Genomic DNA, 23,681 nt, shown 5'->3' with positions numbered 1-23,681 from the left:
ATATTCATTAGATAAAAAGCGGGTGATAAAAAATGATGATGAAATTTTCTAGGGATCAATTGTATCAAGAGATATGGGAAATCAGTGCAAGGCAAGTAGCAAACAAATATGGATTAAACTATCCCGCATTATTAAAGAAATGTAAAGAGCATGGTATTCCTCTTCCCAATGGGAAGTATTGGTATAACAAGAAGAATGGGATAGATATTCAAGAACTAATTATTGCCCTACCAGATTCTAGTGTAAAAGAAATTGAAGTTGAGAAACAGGCTATAAAAATAAAAAAAGAAAAAGCAACTTCAGGAGACATCTTGCCCATTCATGAAGATATTAAAGAAACCGATACAGTACCAAGCATTGAAGAAAGCACAGCCAAATTTTTATTTGATGTAGATTGGGTGCGGAGTTCACTAGATTATTTAGAGAGCGAAAAGATTGAAACCATTATTTTTGTGTTGTCTACATTTGAACTAAAAGAGAATAAGAGGCTACACAAGAAAGTTTCTTCTTACAAAGAAAGTGTTGTTAATTGGAATAAACGCGTGAAAGCAGCTGAACGAAACTATTATGATTCTAGGTATGAGCGCAATACTTTGGAACAACCTAAGTTTCTTAAAGAAATTTCAAGTGAGCAATTACCACGATTGTATAGAATATTAGATACCATATTTTCTGTGTTTGAACAGATTGGAGAAATTGTTACCGATGATTTATGTATTCGATTTGGTAAAGATATTGTTTCTTTTGAAATAATTGAGAGTACAGATAAAATAAATCATGAGTTAACAAAAGGAGAGGCACAGCAGTTAGTAAAATATAATGATGAAATTAAAAGGCAGAGCTATGCTTCAAAACCAAATATTCGAAAATATGATTACATCCCAAATGGTATTTTTAGGATTAAGATGCCAAATGGTAAATATCTCAAAGATACAAAATCAAACAAATTGGAAGATATGATTCCAGAAATAATGTTGCTATTTTATCAGTGTTATTTTGAGATTCGTAATCGTAGAGAACAGTGGGAAGAAGCACAACGTATACGAGAAGAAGAAAAACAAAAGGCAAGGATTCTTCAAGAGCATATAGACCAAGAAAAAAAGAAAACAAGAGAGTTTCTGAATATACTTTCAGACTATAAGCTTGCTAATGAAATCAGAAAGTTTGTAGATATTTTGAAAGAAAGTGATAAGGCTGATCAAGAAACCATTGAGTGGATGTCAAGAAAGGCCGATTGGATTGATCCTACAATTTCAGTTGAGGACGAACTATTGGGAAAAAGAGAGCATCATAAGGCTGATGAAGAAAAAGATAAGTTCTTAAAAGAAGAAAAGTATTATTGGTAAATAAGAACTTTTAGTGTAGTTTTTCGATATTGGAACTTGTTCAGTGATGAAATTAACCCACGAAAACAGATTCTAAATTAATGATGGTCATTTTAGTGGCTTAATATATAAAACAAATTTATGAGGAGATGGCTTATGAGATTATACTCTGAAAGACATGGTATAAGAGCACCGCAGGAAAAGACATATTCTATTAACAGAGATATGTATTCATTGCTCTTAGATTGCTGCAAAAGATATCAAAAGAATTTAACACATATTTTTGCTCTAAATTGTCATCACGACTTTACTGATAGCGACTATATTGCATTTGATGAAAACGGATTCACAACAAGAATAAAGATAAGAATACCATCTCTCTTTCGTGATGAGTATAACAGAATTAGCACACCGCAATATGGAGATGAATACGATCAATATTCGCTTTTAGACCTTATTGAGTTCTTTGCACAAAATATTAAGGATATCTCAGAACGATGGAATAATGAGAGATACCGAAACTACCAAACGATAGATTGCCATGATTCTTCAGATGTATTTGCAAATTTCCAAGAGGCAATAAATGAAATATTCTCTGAGTCTGGGTTGTTATATGAACTTACGGACGAAAAGATTATTGAAAGAATTGTTGAGAACAGTCCACTTACAGCGGAAATAGAAAAATCTTTTACATCGGTACATGAGCAAGGCTCAAGAGAGTTGTTGAAAGATGCCGTTGCATTATATAAAACACCAAACCCGGCAGCTCGGCAAGATTCAGTTGAAAAGATATGGGATGCATTAGAACGCTTAAAAACTTACTATACAACATTAGATAAGAAACATTCATCAGAAAAAATAGTGAATGATATGGCAAACGGGAATGATAAGTTTGTAGATCTATTTAATGCTGAATTTAAGACCTTGACAGATATAGGAAATAAATACCGCATTCGTCATCATGAAACTAATAAGATTGATATCACCGATATCCGCTACTACGATTATCTTTTTAATCGGTGTTTATCACTAATTGCTTTAGCAATACAATATCTTGTTTAAGGATAATGCTTGTATCATCGAGCTTTGGACTTTACCAGATGGTGATGAAATAAAGTGCGGTAATGAGCTCGAGTAACTTTATAAATTAGAATTTGTAGTGATGATTATCTGAAGATGCATTACGAAATTGATCAAAAGAATTGGAGTGACAGTATGGATTTAAAAGATTTTTACTTCCAAAATATACAAAAGGATGAATATCATTATCGTTTTTACGATTCGATCGAGAACGTTAATAATGTTTACAATATATTTAGTGGTTATACGGAAGTAGAGGATTATGAATTTGAGGTGTATGATGCAGAGGAAGCGATAACAAAGTTTAGGGAACTATGCCAGCCAGATGTAGATTTTTCTGGTAGTGAAAATAAATGTTGGTTTTATCTCATATCGTATTATTTATACAAAGTAGGATATGTGATAAAAAAATTTCCTAGATTATTGGCACGACCACCTGTTGCACCTAGTGACTTTACTTATGGAGAAATTAGGAACAGAATTATTGCAGAGGGAGATGATGATAATGGGACTGTTCGATATGCTGTCAGAAGAACATTTGTTGCAAGGTTGACATTTGAACAGAAATCAACCTATGTTGATATAGATGATTCAATCAATCAAAAGTTTATTGAGATATCAAACCGACAAGCATCATTCAATAATATGAGTACAGATGAAAAACTTGCAGAGATAGCAAATTTAATAGAAAGTTTATTAAAGAAGAACGGTAAGTTTCTTACACTTGATTATTCTACGATTTGTTTTGATTATATTTCTAACGATGTAGTAACAAGCTATAGAAAGAAAATGCATTGTTTTAGGCATGCCACAGATGATGCAATATCGGAAAGAAAAACCTATTCGGAAGAACAAAAAAGCTTCTTTGTTGATTACGGATTGACCATTGTTAAAGTAATACATTCTTTGCTGGAATAAAAACTGAGTAGACAAGTTTTTCGGGACAAACATGATTCCAACTTGTCGGAGGCATTTTTTCAAATCGGATAAAGGAACTGATATCTTCCCACATACGAAAGTCCACAGTAGATATGTTCCCTCAAAGAGAATTCAGTAAAAAAGGAAAATGGAAATTGTCCTTTGACAGCTATGAATTCATCTCAAAACATGTTGAGAATGTGACAGTTTTGGAGAAGAGATAATAAAAAGTCTGAGTTAAAAACTCAGACTTTTTTGGTTTTTATAATTATAAATTTAAATAAATAAAGTATAGATAATATGGTATAATTAAATGGATAAACTATAATGTAGGTAAAAGGAAAAGAGCTTATACTAAAGTGGAGGAATTGAAATGTCAAGCGCAGCACAAAGAGAAAAATTACAGGCACAAATTTGGAAAATAGCTAATGATGTCCGCGGTTCGGTAGATGGATGGGATTTTAAACAATATGTTTTAGGAACACTTTTTTATCGTTTTATTAGTGAAAATTTTGCTAATTATATTGAAGGTGGGGATGACAGCATCAATTATGCAGAACTGGACGATGCTATTATAACTAAAGAAATCAAAGAAGATTCGATAAAAACCAAAGGATACTTTATTTATCCAAGTGAACTGTTTGTTAATATTGCTAAAAAGGCGAATACAAATGAAAGTTTGAACACAGATTTAGCCACAATCTTTTCTGCTATTGAAAGTTCTGCAAACGGGTATCCATCAGAACCTGATATCAAGGGATTATTTGCTGATTTTGACACAACAAGTAATAGATTGGGAAATACTGTAAATGATAAAAATAGTCGACTAGCCGCAGTTATTAAAGGTGTTGAAGGTCTTGATTTTGGCGACTTTGAAGACAATCAAATAGACCTTTTTGGTGATGCGTATGAATATTTAATTTCTAACTATGCTGCTAATGCTGGGAAATCAGGTGGAGAATTTTTTACACCGCAAAGTGTTTCTAAATTAATTGCAAAATTAGCAATACATAATCAAGAAACGATTAATAAAATATATGATCCTGCTGCTGGTTCAGGATCACTACTGTTACAAGCAAAAAAACAATTTGACGAACATATTATTGAAGATGGTTTTTATGGGCAGGAAATCAATCATACAACCTATAATCTTGCTCGTATGAATATGTTTTTACATAATGTAAACTATGATAAATTTAATATTGCGCTAGGAAATACGTTGCTAGACCCGCGTTTTGGTGACGAAGAACCTTTTGATGCGATTGTATCTAATCCACCATATTCGATTAATTGGATTGGCAGTGATGATCCAACACTTATTAATGATGAACGGTTTGCTCCAGCAGGTGTACTTGCACCAAAGTCTAAAGCAGATTTTGCTTTTGTATTGCACGCACTCAGTTATCTCTCTGGCAAAGGGCGAGCAGCTATCGTTTGTTTTCCTGGTATATTCTATCGCGGGGGAGCAGAACAAAAGATAAGAAAATATCTGATTGATAATAACTATGTTGAAACTATAATTTCATTAGCCCCTAATCTCTTTTATGGTACTTCAATAGCAGTGAATATTATGGTCCTCTCAAAACATAAGAGTGTGACAAAAACTCAATTTATAGATGCGAGTGGTGAGAGGTTTTATAAAAAGGCAACGAACAATAATATTTTAACCGAAGAACATATTGAAGAAATCATCGAAATATTTTCAAATAAAGAAGATATGGACTATATTTCAAAGTCTGTAGAAAATGATGGAATTGCAGCTGAAAATTATAATCTGTCGGTAAGCACTTATGTTGATGTAAAAGATACGAGAGAGGTCATAGATATAAAGGTTTTGAATGCAGAAATAAAAACAACAGTATCCAAAATAGATGAACTTCGTACTGAAATAGATAAAATTATTGCAGAAATCGAGGTGGAATAGATGAGTAAGTTAGAGCAACTGATAGATGAGCTTTGCCCTAATGGGGTGGAGTATGTAGAGCTTAATAGCATTTTAGATTATGAACAACCCACAAAATACATTGTCGAAACTACTAATTATGATGATAGTTTTGAAACTCCTGTTTTAACTGCTGGACAGACATTTGTGTTAGGATACACAAATGAAACAGGAGGAATATATATATCAACAAAAGAAAACCCTACTATTATTTTTGATGACTTTACTACATCTTTTCATTGGGTGGACTTTAGTTTTAAAATTAAATCTTCTGCGATGAAAATGTTAAGAGTAAAGCTTTTAGAAGATAAAAATGCATTGCTTAGGTATATATATCATTGCATGAAGAACATTCAGTATCAACCTGTTGACCATTCACGGCAATGGATAGCCAAATACTCGTATTTTCGAATCCCTCTCCCGCCATTGCCAGTACAAGAAGAAATTGTCCGTATTTTGGACAATTTCACAGAGCTTACAGCAGAGCTTACAGCAGAGCTTAGAGCAAGGAAAAAACAGTATGAGTATTATAGAGAAAGCTTGCTTACTTTTGGTGATGGGGTGCCAATGGTGCAGCTTAAAGCAGTAGTTAAGAAAAGTTGCTCGGGTGCTACGCCTAATAAAGGAAATAGCGAATTTTATACTAATGGATCAGTGCCGTGGTTAAGAACACAAGAAGTTAAGTTTAATGAGATTTATAAAATTGGTAGTTTTATTACTGAAGAAGCAGTAAGGAAAACTTCAGCAAAATGGATACCAACCAATTGTGTAATTGTTGCCATTTCAGGTGCTACAGCCGGTAGATGTGCTATAAATAAAATTCCAACAACAACTAACCAGCATTGTTATAATATGGAAATAGATGAAACTAAAGCGCTTTACAAATATGTATTCTATTGTGTTTGTAGCCAATATGAGGAATTACTCTCAAGAAAGCAAGGTGCAAGAGGAGATTTAAATTCTTCACTAATAATGGGGATTTATATACCTCTACCATCACTCCCCAAGCAACGACGTATTGTTGAGATTCTTGATCGTTTTGACATACTTTGTAATGATATTTCAAGTGGTTTACCTGCCGAAATAAAAGCACGACAAAAACAATATGAATATTATCGTGATAAGCTTTTGACTTTTCCAAAAGCTGAGTTAGAGGTGTAGTATGGGAAAAAGTTTAAATGAAATTGCAAAACAGTTGCAAAACAATGACAAAAAAGTACAATTAATTTACGCTTTTAACGGTACAGGGAAAACAAGACTTTCAAGAGAGTTTAAATTTTTAATTGACCCGAAAAGTGGGATTGAGATGGAAGAAGCAGATTTTGCCAGTAAAAAGATTATTTATTATAGTGCCTTCACAGAGGATTTGTTTTATTGGGATAATGATTTGAAAATGATGTTGCCCCAAAATTAAAGATACACCCGAATGCTTTTACTGGGTGGATATTTAATGAGCAAGGACAGGAATTAAATGTTATCAATCATTTCCAAAATTATACTGATGAAAAATTAACTCCTCATTTTAATCCCGAGTACACGACTAAAGATGAGGCAGGAAAAGATATATCAATAAGTGCCTTTTCGGAAGTAACTTTCTCCTATGAACGTGGTAATGATGAAGATCCAGATGGTATTAAAATTTCTAAAGGTGAAGAAAGTTGTTTTGTTTGGAGTATATTTTTTTCATTACTTGAGGAGATAGTTAATGTACTAAATATCCCTGAAAAAGATGATAGAGAGACAACTCAGTTTGATATTCTAGAATATGTGTTTATTGATGATCCTGTAAGTTCGTTAGATGAAAACCACTTAATTGAAGTAGCTGTAAACCTAGCGCAATTAGTTAAGTCTAGCGAGTCTAAACTAAGGTTCATTATTACAACACATAATCCTCTCTTTTACAATGTTCTTTATAATGAGTTTAAATATGAAAAAAATAAAAATTACTTTTTGAAAAAAGATGAAAATAATGAATATGAATTAATACATCAAGGTAATGATTCTCCTTTTTCTTATCATCTTTCCTTAAAATCCGAGATTGAAAAAGCGATTGAAACTGGACAATTGAAGAAATACCATTTCAATTTTCTTAGAAACATTTTGGAAAAGACATCAACATTTTTAGGATACAAAAATTGGGGTGAACTTTTACCTAAAGTGGAAAACGGCAGAGTTAATCCATATGAAAGTAGGATTATCAATATTTCAAGTCATTCAAAGCATTCAGCTGATGAAATTGCCGAACTATCAGAGGCAGATAAACGCGTCCTGAAGTTTTTGCTAGAAGAATTAAAAAAGAACCATAAATTCAACTAATTACTTATAATGTGTTGGTTCAGGAGGAAGACTTATGACAAATTATAAATCTATTGCAGAATCAAATAATTTTATAGTTTTAGATAAATACACAAAATGTTTAGTTTTGGGTGAAGCAGCAGCCTATCAAACAGAGGCATCTCTCGAGAGTGAGCTTATACAAGACCTAATTAATCAAGGCTATGAGTATTTGCCGAAACTAAAAACACCTGAAGCAATGCTTGACAATGTTAGGGTACAGCTTCAAATACTGAATGATGTACAATTCAGCAACGCAGAATGGACTAGGTTCTGTGAAGAGTACTTAGACAAACCGAGTGATAACCGTATTGATAGAACACGTAAAATTCATAACGATTATATTTATGACTTTGTTTTTGATGATGGACATATTCAGAACATTTATTTAGTGGATAAAGCAAATATATCAAAAAACAAGACGCAGGTAATTTCTCAGTTTGAACAAATAGGCTCTCAGGCTAACCGATACGATGTTACCATCTTGGTAAATGGGTTGCCATTAATTCAGGTAGAACTAAAAAAACGCGGGGTTGCAATTCAAGAAGCCTTTAATCAGATTAATAGATATAGTAAGGAGAGCTATAATTCAGAGAACTCTTTATTTAAGTATTTACAAATCTTTGTAATCTCTAATGGGACAGATAGTCGTTATTTTGCTAATACCACCAAGCGTGATAAAAGCAGTTTTGATTTTACAATGAACTGGGCGAAAGCAGACAATACACGAATTAGAGATTTAAAAGATTTTACCGCAACGTTTTTTCAAAAAAATGCACTTCTACAAGTTCTGCTACATTATTCGGTTTTTGACTCAAGTGATAATCTGTTAATTATGCGTCCATATCAAATAGCTGCAACAGAAAGAATTTTGTGGAAGATAAAAAGCTCATATGAGACAAAGAAATGGGGAACTACAGAAGGCGGTGGATATATTTGGCATACGACTGGTTCAGGAAAAACGCTGACTAGTTTTAAGGCTGCTCAATTGGCGACCGAACTTGATTTTATAGATAAGGTATTTTTTGTAGTAGATAGAAAAGACTTAGATTATCAGACGATGAAGGAGTATCAACGATTTTCACCAGATAGTGTTAATGGCTCAGAAAATACGGCCGGACTTAAACGTAACATTGCTAAAGATGATAATAAAATCATTGTAACCACTATTCAAAAGTTAAATAATCTTATTAAAAGTGAAATGGATTTACCGATTTATGATAAACAGGTCGTTTTTATTTTTGATGAGGCTCATCGTTCGCAGTTTGGTAAAGCACAAAAAAATATCAATAAGAAGTTCAAGAAGTATTATCAATTTGGGTTTACAGGTACACCGATATTTCCTGAAAATGCGTTGGGAGCTGAAACCACCGCCACAGTATTTGGACGAGAGCTACATTCTTATATAATTACGGATGCAATTAGAGATGAAAAGGTGCTTAAGTTTAAAGTTGATTATAATGATGTTCGTCCACAGTTTAAGTCTTTAGAGATGGAACAAGACATGGGAAAACTATCGGCAGCAGAAACTAAGGAAGCTCTATTACATCCTGAAAGAATAAAAGAAGTATCACAGTATATTCTTAATAATTTTAGAATAAAAACCCATCGTTCTCATACTGGCGCTAAAGGCTTTAATGCTATGTTTGCTGTAAGTAGCGTTGATGCAGCAAAGTTATATTATGAAGCATTAAATGATTTTCAAAAGAACAGCGAAAAACCTATAAGAATTGCCACCATCTTTTCTTTCGCAGCCAACGAAGAACAAAGTGCCATTGGGGAAATTCTGGATGAAACTTTTGAACCAAGCGCAATGGATAGTAGCGCAAAAGAGTTTTTAACTAAAGCGATAAATGATTATAATGAAATGTTTTCAACTGGCTTTGGTGTTGATAGTAAGGAATTCCAAAATTATTATCGTGATCTTACGAATAGAGTTAAAAAACAAGAGATTGATCTTTTAATTGTTGTCGGGATGTTTTTAACTGGATTTGATGCTCCTATGCTGAATACATTGTTTGTTGATAAAAACCTTCGATATCATGGTTTAATACAAGCGTTTTCCAGAACGAATCGTATTTACAATTCTACCAAAACATTTGGTAATATTGTTACTTTCAGAAACTTAGAGCAAGCAACAATAGATGCAATCGTTCTTTTTGGTGATACAAACACAAAAAATGTAGTACTGGAAAAAAGTTACAAGGAGTATCTGGATGGTTTTACTGATATTTCTACTGGTGAGGCACGCCGTGGATATGTAGATGTAGTGAATGAGTTAAATTTACGCTTTCCTAATGTTGATGATATTGTCACCGAAAAAGATAAAAAAGCATTTGTCAAACTGTTTAGTGAGTACTTAAGAATTGAGAATATATTGCAAAATTATGACGAGTTTACTAACCTGAAAGCACTGCAATCAGTTGATATACACAATCCAGAAGCTTTAGAAGAATTTAAAACATCTCATTTTTTGAGTGATGAAGATATAGAAGCTATGGAAGGTATTCGTGTTCCTGAAGAGCGAATGATTCAAGATTATCGTTCTACTTATAATGATATACGGGATTGGCTTCGTCGGGAAAAAGCTGGAAAGGAAAAAGAAAACACTTCAATTGATTGGGATGATGTTGTCTTTGAGGTAGATTTATTAAAATCACAAGAAATAAACTTAGATTATATTTTGGAACTTATTTTTGAGAAAAATAAGAAAGTGAAAGATAAAGAAGTTTTGGTTGAAGAAATACGTCGGATAATTCGTTCTAGTATTGGCAACCGTGCAAAAGAGGGTTTGGTAGTAGATTTTATTAACCAAACTGATTTAGATAGCATTCAAGACAAAGCAAATATTATTGATTCCTTTTTCGAATTTGCGCAAATACAGCAGAAAAGAGAAGCGGAGGAATTAATTTATGAAGAGGAACTGAATGTAGATGCTGCAAAACGATATATTCTCTCATCATTGAAAAGGGAATATGCAAGTGAAACCGGGACAGAAATAAATGAACTGCTTCCTAAAATGAGCCCGCTTAATCCTAAATATTTGACAAAAAAGCAAAGTGTCTTTCAAAAGATATCAGCTTTTGTTGAAAAGTTTAAAGGTGTGGGTGGAACACTATAAAGTATTAACAACTAATTTAAAGACTATGTAATTACAAAGAACAAAAAGGTCTGAGCTTTAGCTCAGATCTTTTTTCTAATAGTAATGATGGTTTCAATAATGCTAAAGAGAAGCAACCATGCCAGGAAAAGTATTGCCAGCATGAGCATATTTGTTGCACCATCAAAATAATTGATGATGAGTAGAATGACCGGGAATGGTAAGTTTTTTAAAATGGTTTTGGTAAAGAGGGGAATGAATTTTTTAGACATAACAAGCTAAAATCCCAAAACCAAAATTTTGCACTGCACTTGCCCAAGTCATAGTTATCATTGTAGCCAAAGCAGAGTAGCCTAAATTTTTCAAACAATTCCGTTCCCACGCGGTCATTCTGCGATGCGGCGGTTTCCACGAACCATTGCAAAATCCTTTTGGCCGCAGTCGCGCCCGCTCTAAGTCTTTACAGCTGCCGCGGTCTTGCACAGCAGCACCTTCAGGGCTATACATTTGTGCTGCGTAATTATCGCTCTGAGCCGCTGCTTGAAGCGGTATCAATAGATTGGTGACAAATAGATAGCTAAGCGAAAATGTTAAAACAATAGCAAGCATTTTCTTCATGTCAGATCACCTCATATTATAAATTTGAATAATTGCGAGCTTAATATAAGGTAACTAACTAAAAATATAAAATGCAATTGTATTCATATTTAAATTATATTAAAAAATTAATATTAAATGATATTGTGGGTGTTAAAAAAAGAAGAACAAGCTGCGAGTTTAGCTCGCAGCTTGTTCCAATTTATTGATAAATATCAAGCATCTGCTGAATCCGATTTTGCAGCTCAAGACGAATATGTGCCGGTTCCAGTACTTCACAGTCAGTGCCAAAGCCAAGTAGGAGGCTGTAACCGAAATTATCTTCTACAAACGGAAAATCAACCAGCAAGTAGTCGCTTGCATCTTTATCCGGATAGATGTTTTCTTCGCCAACGCGGTCAATAATTTTTTCGCGCAGACTTTTATGGATGCGTAGTTTGATAGTAAGCATGTGACGAGTAATCCAGTCGCTGCCATCCATTGGTTTGGGTGTGAATGCTCGCGGAATAAAGGTATCGGCAAGGACTTCAAGGTTACTAAAGCGTGAGAGCTTAAAGATGCGAAAATCGTTTTTTTCCAGACAATAGGCTTGCAAGTACCAACTTGCTTCCTTGAGAACCAGTTGATAGGGCTCAACGGTACGAATGCTTGGTTCACCATTGATATTAGAATAAGCAAAACGCAGACAACGGTTTTCGTTAAGCGCCAATTTGATTTTTTCAATGTTTGGCAGGATGCTTTTGTTGCCGCGCCAACGGGTCAGATCAATAGCGATTTGATTTGAACGCAATTCAATATCAGTCATTTGTTCTTTTGGAATCATGCTCTTTACTTTTTCTAAGGTATTGGCAAATTCTTTTTTAGGCAGCGTTGAGGAAAGACCGCCTAGCCCGGTAAGCAGAGTGCTCATATCATTAGTGGTAAAAATTTTCTTTTCCACTTTATAAGTGTCTAAAATACTGACTCCGCCATGAGCGCCGGGTATGCTGACAATCGGAATTCCGGCTTGATTAATCGTCTCTAAATCACGGTAAATAGTTCGCGGACTGACTTCAAACATTTCAGCCAGTTTTGGGGCGCTGATTTGCTCATGCTCAAGCAAAACCATAACTATTGAAATAAGCCGATCTATCTTCATATCATCAAATCCTTTATTTTTTGTAAATTAATTTTATAACCTTGACAGACAGCTGTCAAGGTTATCTTGGTATACTAAAAGAGTAAAAAATAATTAGTCTTAGGAGGACGAAAAAAATGGATCTTAAAATTGAATTTGAAAAAATTATGGCAACTGATGAAATGATTGCTTTGGCAACGAGTGTAGATGGAAAAGCGAATGTACGGGTGGTTAATTTTTATTATGACCCGGAAGCAAAAATTGTTTACTTTACAAGTTTTAATAAAAATCCGAAAGTGGCTGAACTTGAACAAAATAATGTTGTGGCATTTACAACGATACCAAATCAAGGTACTGCACATGCGCGGGCGCAAGGTGCTAAAGTGGTATTGAGCGATAAGTCAGTTTATGATGTTGAGGCAGGCTTCGTCAGCAAGATTCCTCATTATGCGCAAACAATTGCAATGGCTGGACCAAATCTGAATTTGTATGAAATCCATTTTGATGAAGTAAAAGTAACCGTGGATATGCAAAACAGTGGTATAATTCAATTATAATTTGTCGCTTGGCAACGGTATTTATAGTGTATAATTAAAGTATCTATTTATGATTAGGAGTGGCGTAATGGTTAATGAAGTATTACTGGTAATAACTGATGAATATGCTGACTGGGAAGCAGCAATGCTTGCGGCGGCTATTGATTCCAAAGCTGATGATGGTACGCAAAAGTATTTTATCAAAACTGTTTCGCTGACTCATGATCCGATACGATCAATTGGTGGCTTTACCGTATTACCGGATTATAGTGTTGAGGATGTACCGGATGACTATGCGGCCTTGATATTAATTGGCGGTGATAATTGGCGTAAGCCGGAAAGCATGGTTGTCAAGCAGCTGGTTGAAGATGCTGCTAAACGTGATATCCTGATTGGTGGTATTTGTGATGGCAGTGTGTTCTTAGGGATGATTGGCATGCTGAACGAAGTAAAGCATACCAGTAATGAACTGGAGGATTTACAAGCTGCTGCCGGTGAAGCGTATACCAATGCTGAAAACTATGTTCATGAACAGGCGGTTATTGATGGTAACATTGTAACCGCAAATGGTTCGGCATACTTGGAGTTTACCCGCGAAATCTTGCTTTGGCTGGATGTAGCACCAAGCGAAGAGGTAGCGGAATGGTATGATTTTTATAAACTCGGATATATTGAGATGATGAAGCGAGAGCAAAAATAATATTGGCAGTGCCGGAAAATGACCCGGCACTGCTTTTTAATATTTTGTGAGTATGGTAATATAGGAGTAGATTATTATTCAACAGTATAGCAATGAATAATTTGTTATTATGAATTATTGAAAGGGGAGAAGTGCTATGAAGATAATTGGTGAGCGCGTATATTTGCGGCGGTTTACTGAAACAGATGGACCGGCACTGTATGCGTATTTATCAGATGAGCGGGTTGTTCAATTTGAACCTTATAAAGTCTTTACTGAGGCAGAAGCCAGTAAAGAAGCGAGCCGACGTGCTAGTGATGAAAACTTTTGGGCGGTTTGTTTATGTGAGAATGACCAATTAATTGGTAATCTTTATTTTGCCAAACAGATGTTTGATACTTGGGAAGTTGGTTACGTTTTTAATCCACAATACTATGGGTATGGATATGCAACTGAAGCGGTAAGGCTTATTATTGAGTATGCTTTCGAGCATTGGCAGGCGCGCCGGGTGACGGCGGCTTGTGATGTGAAGAATAAGGCATCGTGGCATTTGCTTGAACGGCTGAATATGCGGCGCGAAGGGCATATGCTGGCAGAGGCTTATTTTAAAAAAGATTCGGCCGGTAAGCCGATTTGGTTTGATAGTTATCAATATGCTATTTTGAAGACAGAGTGGCAGCAAAGTTAGGTGGAGAATCATGAAAGTTTTATTTTTTGGCGGTACCCGTTTTTTCGGGGTCCATGCAGTGAACTATTTGCTTGCAGCCGGACATGACGTTACGATTGCGACACGGGGATTAACTGCGGATTCGTTTGGAACCGCAGTTAATCGGCTGGTTATTGACCGCAATAATCGGCAACAACTTGCTCAGGTTTTGGGTGAAAAGTATTTCGATGTAATTGTTGATAATTTGGCGTATAGTTCGAATGATGTGCGTAATTTGCTTGATGCTATTCAGCCAGCGCGTTATGTGATTACTTCGACGATGTCGGTATATCGCGATCTGCATTTGGAGACTACGGAGGCGGATTATGATCCGCTTAGTCATGATTTGATTTGGTGTGAGCGGGATACGTTTACTTATGATGAGGTGAAGCGGCAGGCCGAGGCGGCGCTGTTTCAGAAGTATGCAGCGACGCGAAGTGTCGCGGTGCGCTATCCGTATGTCATCGGCAATGATGACTACACGAAGCGCTTGTATTTTTATGTTGAGCATGTTATCAAGCAGCAAGCAATGTTTGTTGATAGCCTTGATGTTCAGTTTGCTTTTGTAAGTGCTGATGAGGCAGGTCAATTTTTATCATTTTTAGCGACTGCGGATTTTGTCGGTCCGATAAATGGCGCGAGCTTTGGTACGATTACGCTTGGTGAGATTATCAGTTATGTTGAGCAGAAGTGCGGTAAAGCTGTGGTCTTGGATGAAGCTGGTGATGGTGCGCCGTATAACGGCACGCCATCATACTCACTACCAGCAAATTTAGCCAAAGAAATAGGTTTTGCATTTAGTGAAGTTGGCGATTGGATATATGGTTTGCTTGACGAGTTGATTGAGCAAGTACAGAAAGATTTATAGAAGGACGGGATTTATTTATGAATATTAATTTTATGACATTACATGTAGGCGATTTAGCGGCATCAGAAAAGTTTTATACTGAAGTTTTGGGACTAAAGGAATTGCGTCGCTTTAACGCTGGGCCAACAACCGAGATTTTGTTTCTTGTTGGTGAGAATGGTTTTGAGTTGGAATTGGTTGCTTCAAGTGATGCTGAACCTGTAAAAGCAAGTGGTGTTTCAATGGGTATTTATGTTGAGTCAATGGCGACGGTTCTAGCGCATCTGGAAGCATGTGGAGTAAAGATTGAGCATGAGCCGATGACAGTTGGCAATGGTAGTCAGTTGTTGTTTGTTAAAGACCCTGATGGTTTTGAGGTTGAGTTTGTTGCCGAACCTGCGAATAAATAACAAAAACGTTAGCTAGTCAAGGTAGTGCTGGCGCTTATATTGTGGTATAATGCAAAAACAAGGATATATATTAAAGGAGACTACAGAATGGCTTATGAAAAATTAGTCAGTGAGTGGCCGGGGATTTTTATTATTATTACGACTATATCGTGTAATGTGACTGCTCAGTTTTTTAAATTTTTTGTTCATCGTTGGCGAACAAAGGAATGGAGCTTAACAGCTTTGCTTACTACTGGGGGAATGCCGAGTTCGCATACGGCGGCAATGATTGGTTTGGCAGTCAGCGTTGGTATTATTTGCGGTATTAATTCGGTTGAGTTTGCGATTGCAGCAGTTTTAGCCGGGGTAGTTATTCATGATGCATTGGGAATCAGACGTCATGCCGGAATTCAAGCTAAGATGTTAAATCGGATTATTGCTGATGTTCAAGAGCTGGGTGACAGCATTGCCGAAGGTGGCGTTTTTGATAATCCCGCTTACGACAAAAAGCTCAAAGAGTTGCTTGGTCATGAACCAATTGAGGTACTTGGCGGCATCATTTATGGGGCAATCATGAGTGTTGTTGTTTTTGGAATATTTATGTTATTTTTATCGTTTTAGGGAATAAATTTTAGAAGAGTGTAATTACACTCTTTTTTATATACAAATAACAGATATTTTGTTATAGTGAAATTAAGTGTATTTTATAATAGGAGAGGTAGTTATGAAACATAATACGAAAGTAGCATTAATAATCCTTGCTGTTGTTTTAGTCATTGGTGCTATTGGGATTGGCACTTATATATTTATTAGTAGTAGAACTCAGCAAACTGATGAAGCTCAGCAAAGTACCAATAATAATAAGACGCAAACAAATACTAATACTGCTACCGGGGTAAATGAAACAGGCTTAAAATTAAATGACGGTACCGCGGTTGCTAATGGTGATTATATAGAGATAGTACAACCTACTTATTATGAGGGAGGCTGTTCATATTCTGGAACAGTAATTAACATGTATCCAGAAACTGGACGTGTACGGTTTGCTTCTAAACTTGCAGTAGTTGAACTTAATTATCGTTATGTTGTAGATATTCAAGCTGATAAAAAGACTTGTGGATATGCTGGACCAGATGAGACTGTAATGGTAAACCAGCAAATCAGAGGTGTTGTATTTTTAGATTCAGAGAGCAATGAGAAGATACATTATATACGCATCCTAAATCCAATTGATGGTGATGAGAACAAGATGGGGAGAAATATGGTTATTGATGAGATGGTTGAGTATGCCCCGTTAAAAATGTATACTATTATTTATAATGGAGATAACGGTGGTATACCGCAAGAAATTTTAGATATTTATTATTACGGTACTGATGCAACTTAATTAAATTGAAAACCCTTACGGTGTTGAAATTGCACCGTAAGGATTTTTTTGTCCTCAGAAAGATTGCTTTTAAGTTCTATTTTTGGTAGTATTAAGTTATCTTCAAGACTCGTATATTTTTGGAAATATGGTCCAAATGTCTCTACCTGCTAACCGTAAATCAGCAGACTACGATAAGAATAACGAAGCATCTTTTTTGTTATTTTTTCGCAATGTAGAGAGTGATCAACAATCACTCTTTTTTTGTTTTTAAAAATAGGAGTTGAAGAAAGAAAACATGGAGGTTTTAGGTATATGCTTGAAAAGTTATTTCATTTGAAGGAGAACAAAACGAATCTTCGAACTGAGGCTATCTCAGGAACGACAACGTTCTTGGCAATGGCTTACATCTTGGTTGTTAACCCGGCAATTTTGTCGGCAACTGGAATGGATTCGGATGCAGTTTTTGTTGCAACTGCACTTTCAGCGGTGATTGGGACGCTGATTATGGCATTTATGGCAAACTTGCCGGTAGCGTTAGCGCCCGGCATGGGGATGAATGCCTTCTTTGCATATGGTGTTGTTATTGTTATGGGTTATACATGGCAACAGGCATTAGCAGGAATTTTTATTTCCGGGGTGCTCTTTATTTGTTTATCAGTAAGTGGTGTTCGTGAGAAGATTATTAAAGCAATTCCGCAGTCGCTGCGAGCAGCAGTTGCCGTTGGAATTGGGTTTTTTATTGCTTTTGTTGGTTTGAAAAACTCAGGATTGATTGTTGCCAGCGAAGCAACTTTTGTTACATTTGGTAATCTTGGTGACCCGGCAGTTATTTTAACTGTTGTCGGTTTAGTTATTACCTTAGTTTTAATGGTAAAGAAGATTCCAGCAGCTATTTTTATTGGTTTAGTCGGGACAACAGTTATCGGGATGGTTGCAGGAATTGTTCCAATGCCAACCGCAGTGTTTGGCGCAATTCCGTCATTGGATGGAACCTTTGGTGCAGTATTTGAAGCAATACCAACAGTATTCACTTGGCAGTTTATACCGATTATATTTGCGTTCTTATTTGTTGACTTCTTTGATACTGCCGGTACTTTGTTGGCAGTCACTAAACGGGCTGGTTTAGTGGATGAAGAAGGCAATGTGAAAAACATGGGCCGGGCAATGTTCGGTGATGCGATTGCTACTACAATCGGTGCCGTTTTAGGTACTTCATCAGTGACATCATTTGTTGAGTCATTAACTGGTGTTGAAGTTGGCGGTCGTACTGGACTTTCAGCAGTCTTCACGGCACTTTGTTTCTTACTTTCGCTCTTCTTCGCGCCGCTCATCATTACCATTGCCCAAGTGCCGGCAATCACCGCACCAGCGTTGATTCTAGTTGGCGCACTGATGGTCGAATCGCTGCGTGATGTCGACTTCAGCGATGAGCCAGTGGTCATCGGAACGTTTTTCATCATCATTTTCATGCTGCTGACTTACAGTATCGCCAAAGGGATTGCGATTGGATTTATCTTCTATACTATCGCAATGGTTGCTAAAGGCCGCTACCGTGAAATACCGGTCTTGCTCTGGGTGCTAGACATCATATTCATAGCTAACTTTGTTGTTGGCGTCATTTTTGGTATCAGCGTGTAAAAAAATCTTGTCAATAAAATTGTGACGTGATATTCTTTAAAAAGAAAAAATCCTTTAAGTCATTCCGGGAGTTTGATAAGGACGTCTGATATTTATGCATTGAAATGCTCTTTCTTTGTGTGAAAATTAAAACGGCCGCCCGCTTGACGGGAGGCCGTTTTTTACTTATAAAAAGGAGTGGTATATATGGCAAAAGTACAATTAGTTATGGATGTAAATGAGAAACCGAAAAATTATTTTCAATGGGGTTTACTGAGTTTACAACATGTATTCGCAATGTTTGGGTCAACGGTGCTGGTGCCGTATTTGGTAGGATTTCCGCCAGAAATCGCTTTGTTTGCAAGTGGTGTCGGAACGCTGATTTATATTCTTAGTACAAAAGGGCAGTCGCCGGTATATCTTGGGTCTTCGTTCGCTTTCATCACACCGATGATTGCCGCTGGAGCAATTGCCAATGGGTTGGGTCTGAACAATGCCTTTATGGGTGTGGCGCTGGTCGGCTGTGTGTATATCATTCTGGCTTTTGTTATTAAGATATTCGGCACTAAATGGTTTAATTATATTTTGCCGCCGGTTGTTATCGGACCGGTTATCATTGTTATCGGGCTTGGGTTGGCGAGCGTGGCAATCGGCAACGCCGGTTTGCTAGAAGAGAGTTTCAATGTCAGCTATGCAATTGTTGCTGCGGTGACAACGTTGTCGGCAGTGTTGGCACTGATTCTTGGTAAAGGCTATATCAAGCTGATTCCGATTTTAATCGGCATCGTTGCCGGATATGTGACCGCATGTATTCTTGGCATTGTTGACTTCACACCGGTGATTGAGCAGCCATTCTTTGCAATGCCGGCATTCAGTATTCCGTTTGTTAATTATACGCCGGAAATAAGCTTGGAGATGATCAGCATTATGCTGCCGGTAGCCATTGTGACGGTTGCTGAACATGTTGGCGATCATGTGGTTTTGGGAAGTATTATTGGAAAAGACCTGATTCATAAACCAGGGCTTTTCCGTACCTTGCTGGGAGATGGTATCGCTACATTGCTTTCTGGCCTTGTAGGTGGCCCGGTAGAAACAACCTATGCAGAAAATACCGGTGTTATCAGCATGACTAGAATTGCATCAGTTTTTGTGCTGGGAACAGCAGCAGTTATTGCGGTGGTGCTTTCGTTTATCGGTAAGTTCTCAGCATTGATTTCTACGATTCCGACTCCGGTTATGGGTGGTGTTTCAATTATTTTGTTCGGACTGATTGCACTCAATGGTGTTCGCGTTTTGGTTGATAACAAGATTGACTTGTTGAATCAGCGTAATCAGATGATGATTGCCATTATCATTGTACTTGGACTTGGTGGTGCAGTATTCTTTATTGGACCGGTAAAATTAAGTGGTATGGCGCTTGCCGCAATCGTTGGTATTGTCTTGCATCTGGTATTGCCTGGAAAAGATGCCGCGTATGGTACGGCACACCTGAAAGAATATGAAGAAGTTGAAGATGAGTTAGAAGCTGAGACAGTCGTGAAAGAGGCCAAATAATTGAGGTTTCATCGCGTAAAATACTAAAAATAGATAAAAAATTAAAATGTGTGAATTTGGTTAAAATTTCTGTGTTATAATTGCTGAGTGGCAATACTATATCGCCTCTGGAAGGAGGTGTTCATATGGAGCTGTTATCACTGGTGATTTTATTGATTATACTCTTGATTCGACAAATTGATCGAGGCAAGAAGGATGATTAAGTAAGTAGTTATGTCACAGAAAAATAAAAAGAGAAGCTTTGCAGAGCTTCTCTTTTTTTTGTTCATATGGTTTTTGTTATCACTTGGTGTTTTTATTATACTGCTTTTTTTCATCATTTTCAACTGTTTTTACATGTTTTTTTAATTTTATCTAAAAATGGAAGCGGCGGATGAATTCGCTCTTCAAACTTTTGTTACTTAAGAGCGAAACACCTATAAGTGTTAATATGGCAAATAAGCTTGCAGCCAGTGCTAACCAAAGCCACGGTACAATACCAAGTATAATCAGTGGAACTGGCATCAAGGCTAAAAATAATAACGAAATTAGATAATGAATATAAGTGTTCCATTGCATTTTTTGTACATTAACAATAACCAAAATCGCAATAACTGCACCAATGATTGCTGCGGGAATGACTGCAATTGTACTCCACCAATAGGCGCCGTTAGCAGCATCGATATACACAAGCAATACTGCAATGGCTGCAACTTGCACGACAATTTTATAACCGGTATTTACCCGCGACATAATGGTATAATTGACCAAGATGAACCCATAGATAGCAAGAGCACCAATCAAATTTGCGCCAAAGTATACTGTTCCCATCAGCACTTGCAAAGCAATCATCAAAGTAACAATGGCAATAGCTATGAAAAGTGTGAGTTTAAAAGTAAAACGTTGAATAGTGTGAACTTTCAGTGGGTGATAAACGGGATAAAATGATTGTGCTACCGCATCAGTTTCGGCGGTAAGATGTTTTTGACAAATCGGGCACCGATTTGTTGCTTCGAGTAACTCTACCTGACAATTAGGACAGTGTGTCATTGTTCATACCCCCATTCGTTCCCATAAACCGTAGCAGTAATATCATCGTGTTCCTTTAAGAAACGGAAGAATGCCGAAATAAGTGCTGCATCTTCAATTGTTCTTGCAAAGGAGATTGTAAATAAATGACCGGTTGAACAGATGCCACAATTAATCGGGCTTTTTTGAGTTGGATAAAGGACAACTTCCATCCAATCGATAAATGGTTGCATTTGGCTTGGAAAACGAATAGCTCCCAGATTTGAAAGCGACATCGTTTTTGTTTCTTCGCCATAGGCATTAAATCCATAACGCATGCCCCAGTTTTTAATAAACTCAGGAACCAAACGAATAGCCATTAAGCGTTCCCAACGCATGTTTCCCGCTAATACTGGCAATAAGCTATCACTACTGGTTTCATGCTTCAATTGGCGATCGATTTCAGTAGCCAATAATGCAAAATCAAGTGACTCTTGGTATGGATTTCCGACCGTGACTACAGAGAAAAAGTTGCGTAATGTTTTAGATGGGAAAATATTACGTAAGTTTACTGGGATAGTAATTCGCACATCGCCGCTATCAATTTTTGGATAGTAGCATTCTTGATATATAGTGTAAATCAAAACTGCTGATAAATATGAGGTAATAGTTACCCCATATTTTTTTGCGACCGCACGTAAAGTGTCAACTTCAATCAAACCATTGATAACGTTATTACCGGGCGGATCAAGCGGTGAGCCGGCAAGATGAAATGCTTGCGGATGCTTTTGCTTTTTAAAAGCTTTAGCAGCGTAATACTTGCCATAACTATCTTCTTTTTCGCGGCTGCTAGCAATATCTTTAGGTAATAAAATTAATCCCTCATCTTCAATATCGTGACCAAGTAAATGGAGATATTGATAGACAAGTGTTTTTAAAAATTCAACAGCACCATTGCCATCAGTTAATGAATGAAATACTTCAATAGAAATTCGACGATTGAAGTAGAGAATCCGGTAATAGAAGTTGTGATTACTTTTAGCATGTAATGGAGCACATGGATATTCGCTTTCTTCTTCGACGAGAATCCGATTGGGATTCTCGGCCAGGAATTTCCAAAAAAGTCCGTTATGAAGCTGTAAGTTCATCGTCGGGAAGCGGTCAGTAATTTGGTCAAGGGCAAGCTGTAATGTTTCCGGTTGAATACTATCTTTCATGATGATAGCTACCCGAAAAACCGAGGTGTTAGATGGTTTTGTCACTGCTGAGAACAATTTTGCCGCATTATCAAGCGGATACCATTTACTCAAATGCAATCACCAACCTTTCATGTCATTTTATCATACCATATTTCGGTAGTGTTTTGAAAGTGGCAGGTCTTTGAAGGAAGTTGGTCATTTTAAAAACTGAAAAAGTATATTAAAAGGAACGCCAATAATTGAATCTAGGTTCCTTCTATGGTAAAATAACTACTGAAAGCGTTTCGCTTTTGAAACAAAAAATTTAAAAGAATTTTAAGGAGGCCACACAATGGAAGGCATGGAATTAGTATCATTTCAAATTATCTCAGCAGTAGGAACTGCTCGTTCATTAATGATGGAAGCTTTAGCAGATGCACGTGAAGGAAACTACGATGCAGCAGCGGAAAAATTAGAAGAAGCTAACGAACACATGGGAACAGGACACCACGCGCATGCGGGCTTAATTCAAAAAGAAGCTCAAGGTGAGCAAATTGAATTCTCATTATTGTTCATGCATGCAGAAGATCAATTAATGACAACTTTAACATTACGTGACTTAGTTGGTGAAATGATTGAAATGTATAAAAAAATCAACGCTTAGTTGAGAATTTGAAACCGCCCGGACGTTCAACGTCCGGGCGGTTTTTCTTTTTTCCAAAATAAGGTATACTAAAGGTAAACGAAGGGGTGATGTTATGGCTGAGCTTTTGGAATTTCGGGATCGGGCGACGTTTCGTGAGTGGTTGATGGAATATGGTGTGGATAGTGAAGGCGTTTGGTTGTTGTTTGGCAAGAAGGGCGGTCCGGCAACTTTGAAGGCTGGTGAAGCTTTGGAAGAGGCCTTGTGTTTTGGTTGGATTGACGGGCAGATGCAGAGTATTGACGAGACTCAGTATAAGAAGTATTTTGCGCGGCGGAAGGCGAATAGCAAATGGTCGGCGAAGAATAAGGCGCTAGTTGCTGAGCTTGAGCAGCAGGGGTTGATGACTGATTTAGGTCGCGCCAAAATCGCTGAGGCGAAACCGAACGGGCAGTGGGAGGCGCCGAAGGCGCCAGTGATTGGCGAAGAAGAGATTACGGTTTTGAGCGAAGTGCTGAAACAGTATGAGCCAGCATATACTAACTTTATGGCAATGTCGCCTTCAGTGAAGAAGACGTATACACGAGCTTATTTTGATGCCAAGACTGAAGCCGGACGTGAAAGCCGCTTGCTGTGGATGGTTGATCGTTTAAACAGAAACTTGAAACCGATGTGAGAAAATGAAACCTGGGCAGAGCTGGTCTCCGCCCGGGTTTTTGCTTTGAGAGGGAATGAAAATTACCTTTGTTTTCAAAGGCAGGAT

General features: G+C 36.9%; 22 protein-coding genes, 1 pseudogene and 1 riboswitch. Of the genes and pseudogenes, 18 read left to right on the top strand and 5 right to left on the bottom strand.

The window, feature by feature from the left end:
* The first annotated feature begins 32 nt into the window (after positions 1-32).
* The 7 genes and pseudogenes from FEZ08_RS04420 to FEZ08_RS04390 all read left to right on the top strand — a co-directional run bounded on the left by FEZ08_RS04420 (position 33) and on the right by FEZ08_RS04390 (position 10,720).
* On the top strand, positions 33-1,346 hold the full coding sequence (locus FEZ08_RS04420; RefSeq protein WP_138190517.1) for a cellulose synthase: 1,314 nt from the start codon (positions 33-35) through the stop codon (positions 1,344-1,346).
* A 135-nt stretch (positions 1,347-1,481) separates the two neighbouring features.
* The gene (locus FEZ08_RS04415; protein ID WP_138190516.1) at positions 1,482-2,387 is read left to right on the top strand and encodes an AbiJ-NTD4 domain-containing protein; all 906 of its coding nucleotides are present in this window, start codon (positions 1,482-1,484) and stop codon (positions 2,385-2,387) included.
* 153 nt (positions 2,388-2,540) lie between these two features.
* Positions 2,541-3,323 (top strand): hypothetical protein, encoded by a 783-nt coding sequence (locus FEZ08_RS04410; protein ID WP_138190515.1) that lies wholly within the window; start codon positions 2,541-2,543, stop codon positions 3,321-3,323.
* Positions 3,324-3,696: 373 nt separating this feature from the next.
* Positions 3,697-5,247, top strand: a complete 1,551-nt coding sequence (locus FEZ08_RS04405; RefSeq protein WP_138190514.1) for a type I restriction-modification system subunit M — start codon at positions 3,697-3,699, stop codon at positions 5,245-5,247.
* Positions 5,248-6,426, top strand: coding sequence for a restriction endonuclease subunit S (locus tag FEZ08_RS04400; protein WP_138190513.1), 1,179 nt, complete (start codon positions 5,248-5,250; stop codon positions 6,424-6,426).
* Position 6,427: 1 nt separating this feature from the next.
* Positions 6,428-7,581: pseudogene (locus tag FEZ08_RS12660) on the top strand (AAA family ATPase).
* 34 nt (positions 7,582-7,615) lie between these two features.
* On the top strand, positions 7,616-10,720 hold the full coding sequence (locus tag FEZ08_RS04390) for a type I restriction endonuclease subunit R (RefSeq protein ID WP_138190512.1): 3,105 nt from the start codon (positions 7,616-7,618) through the stop codon (positions 10,718-10,720).
* Between the two features lie 62 nt (positions 10,721-10,782).
* On the opposite strand, the gene FEZ08_RS04385 is transcribed toward FEZ08_RS04390, so the two are convergent.
* From FEZ08_RS04385 to FEZ08_RS04375, 3 genes are all read right to left on the bottom strand, one after another.
* Positions 10,783-10,971 carry a hypothetical protein gene (locus FEZ08_RS04385; RefSeq protein WP_138190511.1) on the bottom strand — a complete coding sequence of 63 codons (189 nt, stop codon included), beginning with the start codon at positions 10,969-10,971 and terminating at the stop codon, positions 10,783-10,785.
* The gene (locus FEZ08_RS04380) at positions 10,964-11,317 is read right to left on the bottom strand and encodes a hypothetical protein (protein ID WP_138190510.1); all 354 of its coding nucleotides are present in this window, start codon (positions 11,315-11,317) and stop codon (positions 10,964-10,966) included. Before FEZ08_RS04380 ends, FEZ08_RS04385 begins: the two co-directional genes overlap by 8 nt.
* A 181-nt stretch (positions 11,318-11,498) precedes the next feature.
* Positions 11,499-12,434 (bottom strand): helix-turn-helix transcriptional regulator, encoded by a 936-nt coding sequence (locus FEZ08_RS04375; protein ID WP_138190509.1) that lies wholly within the window; start codon positions 12,432-12,434, stop codon positions 11,499-11,501.
* Positions 12,435-12,550: 116 nt separating this feature from the next.
* Here FEZ08_RS04375 and FEZ08_RS04370 point away from each other — a divergent pair, with 116 nt between their 5' ends.
* The 9 genes from FEZ08_RS04370 (at position 12,551) to FEZ08_RS04330 (ending at position 20,110) form a co-directional block, all read left to right on the top strand.
* Entirely contained in the window at positions 12,551-12,970 is a 420-nt protein-coding gene (locus FEZ08_RS04370; protein ID WP_138190508.1) for a pyridoxamine 5'-phosphate oxidase family protein, read from the top strand.
* Positions 12,971-13,037: 67 nt separating this feature from the next.
* On the top strand, positions 13,038-13,649 hold the full coding sequence (locus tag FEZ08_RS04365) for a type 1 glutamine amidotransferase family protein (protein WP_138190507.1): 612 nt from the start codon (positions 13,038-13,040) through the stop codon (positions 13,647-13,649).
* A gap of 136 nt (positions 13,650-13,785) precedes the next feature.
* The gene (locus FEZ08_RS04360) at positions 13,786-14,316 is read left to right on the top strand and encodes a GNAT family N-acetyltransferase (RefSeq protein ID WP_138190506.1); all 531 of its coding nucleotides are present in this window, start codon (positions 13,786-13,788) and stop codon (positions 14,314-14,316) included.
* 10 nt (positions 14,317-14,326) lie between these two features.
* Positions 14,327-15,202 (top strand): NAD-dependent epimerase/dehydratase family protein, encoded by an 876-nt coding sequence (locus FEZ08_RS04355; RefSeq protein WP_138190505.1) that lies wholly within the window; start codon positions 14,327-14,329, stop codon positions 15,200-15,202.
* 17 nt (positions 15,203-15,219) lie between these two features.
* Positions 15,220-15,591, top strand: a complete 372-nt coding sequence (locus tag FEZ08_RS04350; RefSeq protein ID WP_138190504.1) for a VOC family protein — start codon at positions 15,220-15,222, stop codon at positions 15,589-15,591.
* An 87-nt stretch (positions 15,592-15,678) separates the two neighbouring features.
* The gene (locus FEZ08_RS04345) at positions 15,679-16,191 is read left to right on the top strand and encodes a divergent PAP2 family protein (protein WP_138190503.1); all 513 of its coding nucleotides are present in this window, start codon (positions 15,679-15,681) and stop codon (positions 16,189-16,191) included.
* A 103-nt stretch (positions 16,192-16,294) separates the two neighbouring features.
* The gene (locus FEZ08_RS04340; protein ID WP_138190502.1) at positions 16,295-16,957 is read left to right on the top strand and encodes a hypothetical protein; all 663 of its coding nucleotides are present in this window, start codon (positions 16,295-16,297) and stop codon (positions 16,955-16,957) included.
* Between the two features lie 89 nt (positions 16,958-17,046).
* A riboswitch (purine riboswitch) is annotated at positions 17,047-17,148 on the top strand.
* Positions 17,149-17,251: 103 nt separating this feature from the next.
* Positions 17,252-18,577, top strand: coding sequence for an NCS2 family permease (locus FEZ08_RS04335; RefSeq protein ID WP_138190501.1), 1,326 nt, complete (start codon positions 17,252-17,254; stop codon positions 18,575-18,577).
* Between the two features lie 186 nt (positions 18,578-18,763).
* Positions 18,764-20,110 carry a solute carrier family 23 protein gene (locus FEZ08_RS04330; protein WP_138190500.1) on the top strand — a complete coding sequence of 449 codons (1,347 nt, stop codon included), beginning with the start codon at positions 18,764-18,766 and terminating at the stop codon, positions 20,108-20,110.
* Positions 20,111-20,464: 354 nt separating this feature from the next.
* On the opposite strand, the gene FEZ08_RS04325 is transcribed toward FEZ08_RS04330, so the two are convergent.
* Positions 20,465-21,139 (bottom strand): DUF6320 domain-containing protein, encoded by a 675-nt coding sequence (locus tag FEZ08_RS04325; RefSeq protein WP_138190499.1) that lies wholly within the window; start codon positions 21,137-21,139, stop codon positions 20,465-20,467.
* On the bottom strand, positions 21,136-22,407 hold the full coding sequence (locus tag FEZ08_RS04320) for an alcohol acetyltransferase (RefSeq protein ID WP_138190498.1): 1,272 nt from the start codon (positions 22,405-22,407) through the stop codon (positions 21,136-21,138). The genes FEZ08_RS04325 and FEZ08_RS04320 overlap by 4 nt, the downstream gene beginning before the upstream one ends.
* A 220-nt stretch (positions 22,408-22,627) precedes the next feature.
* Here FEZ08_RS04320 and FEZ08_RS04315 point away from each other — a divergent pair, with 220 nt between their 5' ends.
* Together FEZ08_RS04315 and FEZ08_RS04310 are read left to right on the top strand one after the other, a co-directional pair.
* Positions 22,628-22,939 (top strand): PTS sugar transporter subunit IIA, encoded by a 312-nt coding sequence (locus FEZ08_RS04315; protein WP_138190497.1) that lies wholly within the window; start codon positions 22,628-22,630, stop codon positions 22,937-22,939.
* A 94-nt stretch (positions 22,940-23,033) separates the two neighbouring features.
* Complete coding sequence (locus tag FEZ08_RS04310; protein ID WP_138190496.1) at positions 23,034-23,594, top strand: YdeI/OmpD-associated family protein; 561 nt, start codon at positions 23,034-23,036, stop codon at positions 23,592-23,594.
* The last annotated feature ends 87 nt before the right edge of the window (positions 23,595-23,681 follow it).

The sequence above is a fragment of the Culicoidibacter larvae genome (assembly GCF_005771635.1).
Classification (GTDB): domain Bacteria; phylum Bacillota_I; class Bacilli_A; order Culicoidibacterales; family Culicoidibacteraceae; genus Culicoidibacter; species Culicoidibacter larvae.
This window is presented reverse-complemented; position numbering and strand designations above follow the sequence as displayed.

What these genes read in the sequence shown, in the direction of transcription:
- FEZ08_RS04400 (WP_138190513.1), top strand. Translation starts at nt 5,248, where the DNA reads ATGAGTAAGTTAGAGCAACTGATAGATGAGCTTTGCCCTAATGGGGTG.
- FEZ08_RS04405 (WP_138190514.1), top strand. Translation starts at nt 3,697, where the DNA reads ATGTCAAGCGCAGCACAAAGAGAAAAATTACAGGCACAAATTTGGAAA.
- FEZ08_RS04310 (WP_138190496.1), top strand. Translation starts at nt 23,034, where the DNA reads ATGGCTGAGCTTTTGGAATTTCGGGATCGGGCGACGTTTCGTGAGTGG.
- FEZ08_RS04335 (WP_138190501.1), top strand. Translation starts at nt 17,252, where the DNA reads ATGCTTGAAAAGTTATTTCATTTGAAGGAGAACAAAACGAATCTTCGA.
- FEZ08_RS04315 (WP_138190497.1), top strand. Translation starts at nt 22,628, where the DNA reads ATGGAAGGCATGGAATTAGTATCATTTCAAATTATCTCAGCAGTAGGA.
- FEZ08_RS04325 (WP_138190499.1), bottom strand. Translation starts at nt 21,139, where the DNA reads ATGACACACTGTCCTAATTGTCAGGTAGAGTTACTCGAAGCAACAAAT.
- FEZ08_RS04385 (WP_138190511.1), bottom strand. Translation starts at nt 10,971, where the DNA reads ATGTCTAAAAAATTCATTCCCCTCTTTACCAAAACCATTTTAAAAAAC.
- FEZ08_RS04420 (WP_138190517.1), top strand. Translation starts at nt 33, where the DNA reads ATGATGATGAAATTTTCTAGGGATCAATTGTATCAAGAGATATGGGAA.
- FEZ08_RS04370 (WP_138190508.1), top strand. Translation starts at nt 12,551, where the DNA reads ATGGATCTTAAAATTGAATTTGAAAAAATTATGGCAACTGATGAAATG.
- FEZ08_RS04330 (WP_138190500.1), top strand. Translation starts at nt 18,764, where the DNA reads ATGGCAAAAGTACAATTAGTTATGGATGTAAATGAGAAACCGAAAAAT.
- FEZ08_RS04350 (WP_138190504.1), top strand. Translation starts at nt 15,220, where the DNA reads ATGAATATTAATTTTATGACATTACATGTAGGCGATTTAGCGGCATCA.
- FEZ08_RS04360 (WP_138190506.1), top strand. Translation starts at nt 13,786, where the DNA reads ATGAAGATAATTGGTGAGCGCGTATATTTGCGGCGGTTTACTGAAACA.
- FEZ08_RS04390 (WP_138190512.1), top strand. Translation starts at nt 7,616, where the DNA reads ATGACAAATTATAAATCTATTGCAGAATCAAATAATTTTATAGTTTTA.
- FEZ08_RS04415 (WP_138190516.1), top strand. Translation starts at nt 1,482, where the DNA reads ATGAGATTATACTCTGAAAGACATGGTATAAGAGCACCGCAGGAAAAG.
- FEZ08_RS04365 (WP_138190507.1), top strand. Translation starts at nt 13,038, where the DNA reads ATGGTTAATGAAGTATTACTGGTAATAACTGATGAATATGCTGACTGG.
- FEZ08_RS04345 (WP_138190503.1), top strand. Translation starts at nt 15,679, where the DNA reads ATGGCTTATGAAAAATTAGTCAGTGAGTGGCCGGGGATTTTTATTATT.
- FEZ08_RS04410 (WP_138190515.1), top strand. Translation starts at nt 2,541, where the DNA reads ATGGATTTAAAAGATTTTTACTTCCAAAATATACAAAAGGATGAATAT.
- FEZ08_RS04380 (WP_138190510.1), bottom strand. Translation starts at nt 11,317, where the DNA reads ATGAAGAAAATGCTTGCTATTGTTTTAACATTTTCGCTTAGCTATCTA.
- FEZ08_RS04340 (WP_138190502.1), top strand. Translation starts at nt 16,295, where the DNA reads ATGAAACATAATACGAAAGTAGCATTAATAATCCTTGCTGTTGTTTTA.
- FEZ08_RS04355 (WP_138190505.1), top strand. Translation starts at nt 14,327, where the DNA reads ATGAAAGTTTTATTTTTTGGCGGTACCCGTTTTTTCGGGGTCCATGCA.
- FEZ08_RS04375 (WP_138190509.1), bottom strand. Translation starts at nt 12,434, where the DNA reads ATGAAGATAGATCGGCTTATTTCAATAGTTATGGTTTTGCTTGAGCAT.